Origin of the sequence: Parachryseolinea silvisoli (assembly GCF_021190955.1) — a bacterium.
Taxonomy (GTDB): domain Bacteria; phylum Bacteroidota; class Bacteroidia; order Cytophagales; family Cyclobacteriaceae; genus Ohtaekwangia; species Ohtaekwangia silvisoli.
The window spans coordinates 574,475-586,732 of record NZ_JAIOAO010000004.1 but is presented as its reverse complement, the minus strand read 5'-3'; the positions used below and the strand labels follow the sequence as shown (position 1 = coordinate 586,732).

General features: G+C 50.5%; 8 protein-coding genes. 4 read left to right on the top strand and 4 right to left on the bottom strand.

The genetic code is table 11. From position 1 onward, the window contains the following. Positions 1–237: 237 nt before the first annotated feature. Together K7P01_RS25290 and K7P01_RS25285 are read left to right on the top strand one after the other, a co-directional pair. A complete protein-coding gene (locus K7P01_RS25290; RefSeq protein WP_267297368.1) occupies positions 238–1,326 on the top strand; it encodes an alpha/beta hydrolase in 1,089 nt (362 codons plus the stop codon). 46 nt (positions 1,327–1,372) lie between these two features. Then, entirely contained in the window at positions 1,373–1,813 is a 441-nt protein-coding gene (locus K7P01_RS25285) for a cyclophilin-like fold protein (RefSeq protein ID WP_267297367.1), read from the top strand. On the opposite strand, the gene K7P01_RS25280 is transcribed toward K7P01_RS25285, so the two are convergent. Continuing rightward, the gene (locus K7P01_RS25280) at positions 1,806–2,723 is read right to left on the bottom strand and encodes a helix-turn-helix domain-containing protein (RefSeq protein WP_267297366.1); all 918 of its coding nucleotides are present in this window, start codon (positions 2,721–2,723) and stop codon (positions 1,806–1,808) included. The two genes, K7P01_RS25285 and K7P01_RS25280, sit on opposite strands and share 8 nt — an antisense overlap. A 73-nt stretch (positions 2,724–2,796) precedes the next feature. Next, entirely contained in the window at positions 2,797–3,570 is a 774-nt protein-coding gene (locus K7P01_RS25275) for an SDR family NAD(P)-dependent oxidoreductase (RefSeq protein ID WP_267297365.1), read from the bottom strand. Between the two features lie 191 nt (positions 3,571–3,761). Here K7P01_RS25275 and K7P01_RS25270 point away from each other — a divergent pair, with 191 nt between their 5' ends. Then, positions 3,762–5,573, top strand: coding sequence for an ATP-dependent DNA helicase (locus K7P01_RS25270; RefSeq protein WP_267297364.1), 1,812 nt, complete (start codon positions 3,762–3,764; stop codon positions 5,571–5,573). Between the two features lie 1,544 nt (positions 5,574–7,117). Further along, the gene (locus K7P01_RS25265) at positions 7,118–9,667 is read left to right on the top strand and encodes an RICIN domain-containing protein (RefSeq protein ID WP_267297363.1); all 2,550 of its coding nucleotides are present in this window, start codon (positions 7,118–7,120) and stop codon (positions 9,665–9,667) included. Between the two features lie 266 nt (positions 9,668–9,933). Here the strand turns inward: K7P01_RS25265 and rlmF are convergent, their stop codons facing one another. After that, positions 9,934–10,905 (bottom strand): 23S rRNA (adenine(1618)-N(6))-methyltransferase RlmF, encoded by a 972-nt coding sequence (gene rlmF / locus K7P01_RS25260; protein ID WP_267297362.1) that lies wholly within the window; start codon positions 10,903–10,905, stop codon positions 9,934–9,936. Beyond that, positions 10,902–12,257 carry an alkaline phosphatase family protein gene (locus K7P01_RS25255; RefSeq protein WP_267297361.1) on the bottom strand — a complete coding sequence of 452 codons (1,356 nt, stop codon included), beginning with the start codon at positions 12,255–12,257 and terminating at the stop codon, positions 10,902–10,904. Before K7P01_RS25255 ends, rlmF begins: the two co-directional genes overlap by 4 nt. Between the last annotated feature and the right edge of the window lies 1 nt (position 12,258).

Here is a 12,258-nt window from a genome sequence, read left to right as displayed (position 1 = left end):
TTCCTCCGCAAGTCTACAACGCCTACTAATATAACGCTTTGTATGCCCCTCTAAAAAGCGCGCAAACACCAAAAGTTCAAAAAAAGCGGATTTTCGAAAGAATCCACATAAAAAGAACCGCCAACACCCGTAGCGAGAAGTTTGAAATCCTTAATGATCGGTTTGATAATCGTTATCCCGCGCGGGGACCTCCCCCCTACTTTTGTATTCAACAAATCAACACAAACCACTCGCAAGATGAAGACATTACCGCTTTGCGCCATAGCCTTTGCCATAGCCTGGGGGCCAGCGCCCGCACAAACACTATCAACGAAAGACGTCCATATGAAGCAGTCCGAAAAGGAGCACTACACGTTTGTCCTGAACGACAACGTGACCCGACAAAAAGTAACATTCAAAAATCGCTACGGCATTACGCTTAGCGGAGATTTATACCTACCCAAAAATAGCGCCAATCAGACCCTGGCTGCACTGGCCATCAGTGGACCGTTTGGTGCGGTGAAGGAGCAATCATCGGGCCTGTATGCGCAAACCATGGCTTCACGAGGGTTTGCAGCACTCGCATTTGATCCCTCCTACACCGGAGAAAGTGGCGGAGAACCACGAAACATCTCTTCGGCAGACATCAACACGGAAGACTTCAGTGCGGCGATAGATTATCTTGGCCTGCAATCCGTTGTTGACAGAAACCGGGTTGGCATTATCGGCATCTGTGGCTTCGCAGGATTCGGCCTTAATGCCGCAGCTGTCGACAAGCGCGTAAAGGCCATCGCCACCACGAGCATGTACGACATGTCGCGTGTTACAGCAAAAGGTTATTTTGATAAATTAACATCCGAACAACGAACCGCCATGCTGGAAAATATGAGTGAGCAACGCTGGAAAGATGCAGCCGCGGGAACGCCTGCCTCCGGGCCACGCAACCTCCCCGAGAAGTTGCAAGGCAACGAGCCTCAATTTGTCGTGGACTATTTCAACTACTACCGCACACCGCGCGGATTCCACCCCCGCTCGCTGAACTCCAACGGAGCCTGGACCGCCACAAGCGCACTGTCATTGATCAACATGCCCTTGCTGACCTATATCAAAGAAATTTCACCGCGCCCCATCCTGTTGATTGCCGGCGAAAATGCGCATTCCCGCTACTTCAGCGAAGATGCGTATACGGCAGCGGCAGAGCCCAAAGAACTCATGATTATTCGCAACGCCGTTCACACAGACCTATACGACAAGGTAGATATCATTCCATTTGACAAACTGGAAAAATTCTTCAAGCAGTACCTGACGGACAGTATCGTGTCAAAACAGACTTCGAGCGTTAAGTAAATACCAATCCCCTCACACTATGAAATACGTGCCTACGGTCCTGTGCATGGTAGTTACATTACTGATTCCACCCGCCTGTGAATCGGAAAATACCATTCCACCATACGAAGCTGAACACGAAGCCAATGATCTGATGAAGACTCCTGTAAAGATCAAAATTCGCGACAGGATCTTTGCGGCTACGCTCGTAGACAATGCGAGCGTAACGCACCTGACATCCATGCTGCCATTGACGATGTCCATGACAGAGCTCAACGGAAATGAAAAGTACTTCCTGCTGGCCGAAAAGCTCCCCACTCGGGCAACGAATCCCGGCACCATCCATGCCGGTGACCTGATGTTGTGGGGATCAAATACGTTGGTTGTTTTTTATGAGACGTTTACCACTTCCTATAATTATACAAAGCTCGGCGAGATCGACAATCCCACGGGGCTGGCGGCAGCACTGGGCACAGGCGACGTAACCGTAACAATCGCTTTCAATTAAAGGACGATCTGAATTCGACGGGCGACAGCCGTGTCTTTAGTTTGAATAACCGGCTAAACGACTGCGGATGCTCGAAGCCCAGCTCATAGGCCACTTCTCCGATCGTTAAATTCGTGGTTGACAGCAGCGCCTTCGATCGTTCTATCAACTTTTGGTGAATGTGCTGTTGGGCATTCAACCCCGTGAGCGACCGCAGCATATCGCTCAGGTAATTGGGTGTATAATGCAACTGCCCGGCCAAATGCTGAACGGTGGGGATACCGTGAATGGCCGGCTTTCCTTCTTCAAAGTAAGTATTCAACAGCCCTTCTACTTGTTGCAGTAAATCGGTGGTCACTACCTGCCGGGTTAAAAACTGGCGCTTATAAAACCGCTTCGAATAACTCAGCAGCAGCTCGATCTGTGCAAGGATCACCTCATGGCTAAAGTCATCGATCCGACCATTCAACTCCTCCTGGATGATGGCATAGATCGCATGCATCGTCTCTCTCTCTTTATCTGCAAGATGCAATGCCTCATTTGTATCATACGAGAAGAAGCCGTATTGTTTGATCTTCGTCGCCAGGGGATGGCCTTGCAGGAAGTCTTCGTGAAAAATCAGCGAATAGCCCCTATTGTCGGTATAGCGTTCTACGTTTCCAACGATCTGGTTAGGGGCCGTGAAGAGCATGCTGCCTTCGTCAAAGTCATAATACCCCTGACCATACCTGAACTTTCCGACCAGTTTGGTGATGAAGGTTATCTTATAGAAACCCGTCACGTAACTGGCTGGAAGCCGACGCAGGTCGAGCTCCGTTTTCGTAACATCCAACAAACTGATCAACGGATGATTCGGCCCCGGAATCCCCAACATGCGGTGTATTTCCGGTATGGAATCCAGTTTAACAATTTTCTGCGCCTCGCTTTTCATGCGGCAAAATTGAGTGTATGGCCGACAACCGAGTCAGTCGCCGGCCATAGAGTAGACATAGCGTTATACATACTTACCATGAAAGGGCACCATCCGGACCCGTAAACGCCGCCGTAGGACCATCGGTTTCCAGCGCCACACGGACGGGCTCCCGCGAGCCTACTTCTACGGAATCGGTGCCCTGAAAATTATTCAGCGCCGTCGCGGTAAAGCCGGGGCTGACAGCATTGACCTTGATGTTTTCCTTTTCCAGCTCGATGGCAAAGGCCATGGTCACGGCATTCATCGCAGTTTTAGAAGCGGCATACACGACATCGAAATGATCCCGTGCCCAGCATGCCGGATCGACCACCCAGCTCAACGAGCCCAGGCCGCTGGACACGTTGACAATACGGGCTGCCTGCGACTTCCGCAGCAATGGTAGCATTGCCTGCGTAACGCCAATCACCCCGAAAACGTTCGTCTCCCACACGGTACGCACTTCGTCCAGGGACGCCCGGCTGGCCTTGTTCGCAGCGGATACTTCCTCCAGGGTACGCCCCGGCTTTCCCGCGTGCGATATCGCCGCGTTGTTCACCAGCAGGTCCAGGCGGCCGGCTTCCCTCTCAATCCGTTCCACCGATGCATGAATCGTCGGTTGCTTCGTAACGTCCAATGCGATGGCATGGGCGTTCGCACCGATTTCCGCGGCCGCCTTTTCTCCATTACCCAAATTTCGGGAGCCTACATATACGCGATATCCATTTGCGGCAAGCGCCTTTGCAATTTGAAAGCCCACTCCCTGGTTCGCCCCGGTGACAAGCGCCACAGGCTGTTTGTCTTTTGATACTTCGCTCTGATTTTTCATTGGCTTGATGATTATTAAATGACCGAAGCAAAACTCCGTAATCATCCTCCCTCCCGAATAACCAAATCAAGGACATTTGTAACCGAAATGAAAAACCAACCCAGGAGGGTATACTCCGAGGCCAGGTTGGCTATATCCCACGAAATACCTATATTCAGTACGAAAGCGCCTCCGCTAAATCACAGTTGCCCATGGCCAGGAGCTACAACTATCGAAAAAAGTGGATTGAAAACTTCACGAAGTGCTCGCTTGTCGACACTGCCAATGAACGCTTTCTACCGAACGTCGCACGTCAGCTGTTCTATGGAAAAACTTCCGACGACTATCCTGAAGTGTTTCCGCGCAATTTCAACGATATGTATAAAAACAGCCACGCACAGGAGCGAGGTGATGTATTGGATGAAACGCTGAAGTTCCTTCACTTCGTTGGTGTGACAGTGTCCAGGGAGTCCGTGGATACACACCTGCAACAATTCCCGGACCAATATCATATGTTCCTGAAGAAGGCTTACTTCCTCCTGCGAACACTTGCCCATGCACGCGACGACTTTGAATATCTTAGCCCGTATAAAGATAATATAGGCGATTTTCTGTACTTCGTCGATATCCAAACAGGACGATCACAACTATCGATCTTTGAGGACTATCCCCTCCCGGAATTGTACAAACGTGAATTCAAAGTTCCTGAGGGTTACGAAAACGATGAAGTCGTGCGAAACCTTTTCAACACCATTGAAAACTCTAACGACAGCTTCTTTATTACGGGCAAGGCGGGAACAGGCAAGTCGACGTTCATCCATTATTTCTCGCAGACAACCGGAAAAAAAATCATAAAAATAGCATTTACCGGAATCGCCGCCATTAACGTAGGAGGCTCTACGATACATTCGCTTTTCAGGTTCCCGACCAAACCGCTGATGCCGGAGGACGAGGAAATAAAAATCTTCGACAAGGAACATCAGGTCAGGAAGCTTTTTGAAAACATCGATACCATCATCATCGACGAGATATCAATGCTTCGCTCCGATCTGCTGGAGGCTATCGACTTTTCACTGCGAAACAACGGAGGCAACCCCGCACAGCTGTTTGGAGGCAAGCAGCTGCTCTTTGTTGGCGATATTTTCCAGCTTCCGCCCATTACGATCAACGACGAAACGGAACAGGCCCTGTTTTCCGACATCTTTAAAAGTCCGTATTTTTTCGACTCCTATGCTTATCGGGAGCTGTCTCCCACCCTATTCGAATTTAAGGTTCCCAAACGCCAGCAGGAGGACCTCGAATTTGTCGCGCTGCTGGACCGCATCAGAACGTGTGATGTCACACAGGAAGACTTGAATAAGATAAACCGACAGGTTGACCCTACATACATCCCCAAAACCGATCAATTCGAAATCACGCTAACCACGATCAACGCCATTGCTGATAGAGAAAACGAACGGCGCCTTAACGATCTTCGCGAACAGCGGTTTGTCTTTGAAGCCGACGTGAAGGGTGACTTCCAGGACGAGCGGTCACCATCCAATCAACGACTGGAGTTGAAACGTTATGCCCAGGTGATGTTTGTCAAAAATGACCCGGAACGTCGGTGGGTAAACGGCACCATCGGAAAGATCGAATTTATCGCAAACGACTTTATAGAAGTCAAACTCGCAGACAACAGTATACATCGTGTGACCCGGGAAAAGTGGGAAAATCGCGGCTACAAATACGATAAGATCAAACGCCAGATAACGTCCGAGATAAAGGGCACGTTTCTGCAATATCCGCTACGACTCGCGTGGGCCATTACCATTCACAAAAGTCAGGGACTTACCTTTGACAATGTGGTCATCGATCTCGGCTCGGGCGCTTTTGTCAATGGACAACTTTACACGGCGCTGAGCCGATGCAGGAGGTTGAGTGGAATTGTGCTGAGGCGAAAAGTGCGAAAAGAAGATGTGATTCCCGACCGACGTCTGGCAGAATTTTGGGAGTCGATCAACAACACAGCCCCGCAAGCCTGACGGACGATGTACATTCTCTGGAAACGATCCTCCGTGTTGCGTTGTGTCGACATCGGGTATATCTGCCGGTACTGCCACCGGAATGGTATAACCATAGACACGCGCTTCCCGCGTATCCGTTGTGGACGCCTTCACCGTATATACGTACCGTATTTTCGGGCCGGCCATGGCGACCGGCCCCTGATCAGATTCGCCCGTGTGAACGTTATCCGGTACAGCAACGACATCTGTATACGGCGCTTCGTCCCGTTCGTTTGAATCATCCTCGCCGCCATCGTCGGACGTAGCGTCCTTGCCCTGCAACGCCAGGATCTTCGCGGCACCGAAGCGCCGTACCATCTCGATTTTTCCGTTCTGACGCAACGCTCCGTATTCGATTCCAATAGAGAGCATCAATGTCCAAGCCTCATCGGGGGGAAGCGGAGCGTCCATCGCGAGCTCCAGGGTAGCACCTGGCATCCCTTCCAGGGACGGACTCCAATCCGTTGATGCACTGATAGAATTGTATGCCCGGCTATACCACGCCGGTGGTAAGTACTCCTTCGACGGGATGTCGAATGTCACGTCGGGCACAATACCCAGCGTGATGGTTAGACGAAACATCGCATGATTGTTCTGCGGAAAATAATTAATATCGCGGAGCAGCTCCGGAATATCCACGCGTGCTGAACGATCACGGCGATTCAGGGTATAGTATACCGGGGCGCGCACGATCGAATCGAACGTCGGTGCTTTTTTCGTGGTGGAGAAACCTTCCAGCAGACGCGTATGCTCGGAGAGTGTAATACGACGGCGGCCCCATTCGCCGGTACCGTCGCGCAATTGTACCTGGCGCATCACGCTGTTAATGTCGCTGCCAAAATTATAGTCCGACAGGTGACGGATTTGAATGAGCGCCTTGCGCACATAGCTGCCGTGGCGCGAGCAGCCGCCGAACTCAGACATCGTGCGGCGTGTATTTTTAAAACTTTCGCTCGTTTTTATTTTTTCCGCGCTTGGGCCGCCTTTTCGTCGAACAACTATCCCATCGACGCCGCGCATTCGATACGCGCTGAACATGTCTAATTTGCCGGTAAAGGCGAAAGGTCCTTCAAGAAAGGGCATAATCGATTGATTTTAGCATAACGAGGGTTTTTCAGACAACATCAACTTTTCTAACGGTGCCTGACACGAATCTATTAAAAGTATACCAACTATCTATCTTCTAAATAAATATTTTTTTTTAACAGAAAATCTATATAATAACATATCTAATAGCTATATAAGCATTGAACATCTATTGATTAAAATTCCGTTAACTATTGAATATATATTGAATATCCTGGCATTTAAACAACTCAATACCGGATTTCTCCAGGTAGTTCAATGACCCTTGCTGGTTAGTCCCGAGGCTGTACGTGTGGGCGCACGAGCCAAGAAACTCCGCGGTCTAAAATCTCTCAGGTTTTCACCGGAATCGTCGATTTAAAAAAAAATCAACTCACATCAGAGTAAAAAAGAGTCCGATGGTGCACTAGTAATGGAGAACCCTAAATCACCACCCTATGAAAGCCACAAAAGTTTTTGCCCTGCTTGCAATGCTTCTTGTTTGGACGCACGTACAATCCCAAATTCAATTTACGGGTAACCCGCTCATCAACGGAGCAGATCCGGAAATCCACTATTTTAATGGCCTGTACTATATCTATACGACTTCTGTGGACACGAAAAAGTTCCACGCGTATTCATCTCCTGACCTTACAAACTGGAAGGACGAAGGCGTGATTTTTGACATCGGCCCGCAATGCACGTGGGCTGAGAACAATGGCTGGGCACCGGGTGTTGCATTCAGAAACAACAAGTATTACTTCTACTATACGGCCGAAGTAAAGATTGGTGTCGCGGTGGGAAATACACCGATTGGACCCTTTACCGATTTAGGATCTCCTTTAATTGGCACCGATCCCTACACCAATGATATCATCGATGCCATGGTATTCGTGGACGACGATGGACAGGCTTACATCTATTACGGCGGATCATCGGGTGCGCAGATGGTTGTACGACGATTAAACCCGGATATGATTTCGCTGGCAACCGGTCCCACGAACATTACACCGCAGGGCTATACCGAAGCTCCGTATCTGGTTAAACGAAATGGCATCTATTACATGATGTACTCCAACGGCGCCTGGTATAACGACACGTATAACGTACAGTATTCCACCTCCAGCTCGCCTACCGGGCCGTGGACGTACCGCGGCGTCATTCTACAATCCAACAGCGAAGACAAAGGCCCCGGCCACCATGCGGTGCTGAAGATCGGTAACTGCGATGAATACTACATCCTTTATCATCGCTATGAAAATGGCCTTGGCGGCGAGCGAAAAGTGTGTATCGACCGGATGTATTTTAACGATGCAGGGTTGATTGACAACGTCAACATGACCAACTATGGTGTTGTGCCGCGCATACCCGACAACACCTGTCCAGCATGGTCGCTCGTGTCGGGCGGTGTTTATAAACTGACGCACAAAGGCACTAATCAGTGTCTGGATGTGGTCAACAACAGCAATCAGCCTGGCGCCAACGTGCAGCAGTACACAGACAGCAACAATGACGCGCAGCGGTGGGTGATTACGCTGGAGTCCGACGGATATTACAAATTGCGCCACAAGGGTACAACCATGGTACTGGATGTTGTCAACAACAGCAACCAACCCAATGCCAACGTACAACAACATACCGACCTGGGCAACGACGCGCAGCGTTGGAAACTGGAGGCCATGTCGGACGGTTATTATAAGCTCACGCACAAGGGCACCAACCAGTGCCTCGACGTGGTCAATAACAGCAACCAGCCGAATACCAATGTACAACAGCACACGGATAACAGCAGCGATGCACAGCGCTGGCGGCTGGACCTGATTGAAATGCCGATCGTGTCGGGTGGTTTATACCGGCTCACGCACAAGGGTACCAATCAATGCCTGGATGTTGCGGGCAATAGCGGCGCCGCCGGCGCCAATGTGCAGCAATGGACAGACAACACCAACGATGCCCAGCGCTGGTACGTTACGCTCGAATCCGACGGCCACTACAAATTGCGCCATAAAGGCACGCCGATGGTCCTGGATGTAGCCAGCAACAGCAGCACTGCCGGCGCCAATGTGCAGCAGTACACCGACCTGAGCAATGACGCACAGCGGTGGAAGATCGATTTGATCGGCATCTATGCCAAGCTGACGCATAAAGGCACCACCCAATGCCTGGATGTATCGAACAACAGTTCCGAACCCGGCACCAATGTGGGCCAGTGGAACGACGGTCCCAACAACGATGCGCAACGGTGGAAGATGGACCTCATGCCGGACGTCGCGCCGGTCAATGGCAATGGTACCGGATTGACGGGAAATTATTTTAATGGAATGAACTTCGAAACGCCGGTGCTCACGCGAACGGATGCCGTGGTGAATTTCGATTGGGCGTCGGGGTCTCCGGCTACGGGTGTAAATGCGGATCAGTTCTCCGCGCGGTGGACGGGGCAGGTTCAACCGCGTTATTCAGGCGATTATACTTTCTTCGTCACCAGTGACGACGGCTGCCGGCTTTGGGTAAACAATCAACTTCTCGTGAATAAATGGAAGGACGATGGAGGCGCTACCGTATACGGAACCATCTTGCTGAATGCCGGACAACAGTACGACATCCGGATGGAGTATTATGAGAATGCTTATGGAGCGAAAGCCAAGCTGGAATGGTCTAGCGTGCTGCAGGTCAGAGAGGTGGTGCCCACGTCACAGCTATATGCCGGCTCGCCGGTGGCACGGGTAGCTGGAGCGGAGACAGGGTCATCGGAGGAAGGTACTATCGTCATGTATCCTGTTCCCGGAAAAAGCGGAGCGCCAAACGATGTCACCATCCTGGTGAATCCAACAGCACCGAAGGTTTCGTTGTCCTTCCTGGACGCTCAAGGCAGACGGGTAATGAGCGACGAGTACCGCGTTACCAATGCAAAAATCTCCGTAACGCTTCCGGCCGTGCCGCCCGGATTGTATTTGATACGGGTGAATGATTCCAGTCGTACACGGACGGAGCGGTACCTGGTGAAATAAATAGCTATGCTTCGGCAGCCGCTTGAGATGGCTGTTGTCGTGGGTATACAAAAAGTGCCAGGCACGAATCCGGGCCGAGACGACCTGATACTCACCACGTAGATGTAGTGTAACCAACTATATAGCCCTGAAAGGGCGCGACACACAGGCCCAGGCCTTCAGCCTGGGCTGATGTATTACACCCCTTTCAGGGTTGACTGGAATTAAGACGATTTAAACGTTCTTGTATAAACCGTGGAAATCGGATGCTTAGTCTGCGACCGCGCTTATACCGTCCATCGCGTATTTACCCAGCGGCGTTGCTGTTCCGGCGTGAGGAATGTCCAGGCTACGACGCGGCTTATCTTATTTCCATGAGCCATGGGAATCGTTTTTACGTCGACAGCCTTCGCCTGTTTAAGCGCCGTGTAAACGCTTTTAAGATTGGACGATTTAGAAATCAGGGTAGAAAACCAAAAACAGGAGGATGAAAATTGTTTGCTTTCGCTGATCATTTTTTGCACGAATTTTTCCTCACCGCCTTCACACCACAACTCGGTGTTCACACCGCCAAAGTTCAACGTCGGCTTGGTAATTCGTTTATTATTCAGGTTGCTCAATTTACGAAGCGAACCTGATTGGGCCTCTTGCAAGGAGGCATGAAATGGTGGATTACAAATTGTTAAATCAAAGTGTTCATCCTTTTGAATAATGCCCCGGAAAATATCATTCGCATGCGGCTGTAAGCGAAGTTCCAGCGCTCCTTTCAACTGGAAATTATCCTCCACTATTTTATGTGCTGATTGAATAGCCGCCGGGTCAATATCGGATCCAACAAAGGACCATCCGTATTCTTTATTTCCAATAATTGGATAAATACAATTTGCCCCAACACCAACGTCAAGGCATTTTACTTTGGGCCCCACAGGAACTGTTCCGCTGTTACAGCTCCCTACTAAATCGACTATGTGATGAATGTAATCCGCTCTTCCCGGAACGGGGGGACACAAATAACCTGATGGAAGATCCCAGTGATCAATACCATAATAATGTTTCAACAACGCTTTATTCAGCATCATCACCGCAGCGGGATTTGAAAAGTCAATCGATTCATCCTGATACTCATTCAACCGGACGAATGGACGCAATGCAGGAAAGGTGCGAATGAGCTCGTCGAAATTATAACGCTGACGATGCCTGTTCCGGGGATGTAAACCAGGCTTTTCGTTTGGACGTTCTTTCTTTTGTTGACTTTTCAAAACATACCAAGATAGTCACCAATCACGTCGTATACTTCTACTGGCGTCAGCTCTTTCTTTGCCAGCGCCTTGTCGGTGATCAGCACCGGGTGTGCCGAAACGGGCGTATTTATACGGCCGTGTGAACCTTTGATGAGCGTGGCATCCAGGGGAATGACGTCCATGACATAGCGCAGTGCCGCCTTCTTACGCAGTAGCTTGTAGGCGGCGCGCAGCTTGGACGACATGAACATCTCGACGGGGTCATAGCCGGGTTTCTTGAAGATATCGACAGACCGTGCGAAATCCGGTGCTTTGTTGTCGTCCATCCAGTAATAGTAGCAGAACCAGCTGCGGGCGTCCGCCATGAGTACCAGGTCGCCGGAGCGTTCGTGATCGATGTGGTGGGCCTTTTGTTCCTGCTTGTCCAGCACCAGCTCTACGCCGGGTATTTTTTCCACCACGCTTTTTACCTTGCTGACACATGCGGGGTCTTTGATATAAATATGCGCGATCTGGTGATCGGCCACGGCAAAGGCTTTGGATGCTCCGGCATCGAGCAGCTCCAGGCCACGCTCGACGCGGATGCCCAGCCAGTTGTTTTCACGCAGCACCCGGTTGACGTAAATAGGGCGATCGACATTGGTAATACCGTACTCGGACAGCAGCATGATGCGCGCACCGGCTTGGGTATAATGTGTTACCAGTTGTTCTACCACACGGTCTATCTCGCCCAACTCTTTCGCGATAAGATGGAAGTCCTGCCCAAACTTCTGCAAACAATAGTCGAGGTGGGGCAGGTAGATCAGCGTGAGTGTAGGGTTATATTTTTTATCGGTGATTACCGAGGCATCGGCGATCCATTGGGTGGACTTGATGTTGGCGCCGGGCCCCCAGAATTGAAACAGCGGGAAAGTGCCGAGCTCTTTTTGCAATTCATCGCGCAGCGTGGCCGGTTCGGAATAGCAGTCGGGCATCTTGCGGCCGTCGGCCAGGTAGTTGGGCCGTGGTGTTACAGAGTAATCGGCGGTGGAATACATATTATACCACCAAAACATTTTGGAAACGGTGAAGGTAGGATCAAGGCGTTTGGCCTTGTCCCAAATCTTCTCGGCCTGCACCAGCTTGTTGGACTGCTTCCAAAATTTGATCTCCGAGTCGGTGTGGTCATACCAGCCATTACCTACAATGCCATGCTCGCTGGGCCATTTGCCGGTCACGTAGGTGGACTGCACCGCCGTGGTCACCGCGGGCAACATCGGCGCAATCGTCTGTACGAACTTGTCTTGTATATATTTTTTAAGGAACGGGGTGTGGTCGCCGATCAAGCCGGTAGACAATCCCACGATATCGATCACTACGGTTTTCTGCATG

Bases quoted from the DNA above. Each gene is read 5' to 3' on its own strand.
- K7P01_RS25290 (WP_267297368.1), top strand. From the start codon at position 238: ATGAAGACATTACCGCTTTGCGCCATAGCCTTTGCCATAGCCTGGGGG.
- K7P01_RS25285 (WP_267297367.1), top strand. From the start codon at position 1,373: ATGGTAGTTACATTACTGATTCCACCCGCCTGTGAATCGGAAAATACC.
- K7P01_RS25280 (WP_267297366.1), bottom strand. From the start codon at position 2,723: ATGAAAAGCGAGGCGCAGAAAATTGTTAAACTGGATTCCATACCGGAA.
- K7P01_RS25275 (WP_267297365.1), bottom strand. From the start codon at position 3,570: ATGAAAAATCAGAGCGAAGTATCAAAAGACAAACAGCCTGTGGCGCTT.
- K7P01_RS25270 (WP_267297364.1), top strand. From the start codon at position 3,762: ATGGCCAGGAGCTACAACTATCGAAAAAAGTGGATTGAAAACTTCACG.
- K7P01_RS25265 (WP_267297363.1), top strand. From the start codon at position 7,118: ATGAAAGCCACAAAAGTTTTTGCCCTGCTTGCAATGCTTCTTGTTTGG.
- K7P01_RS25255 (WP_267297361.1), bottom strand. From the start codon at position 12,257: ATGCAGAAAACCGTAGTGATCGATATCGTGGGATTGTCTACCGGCTTG.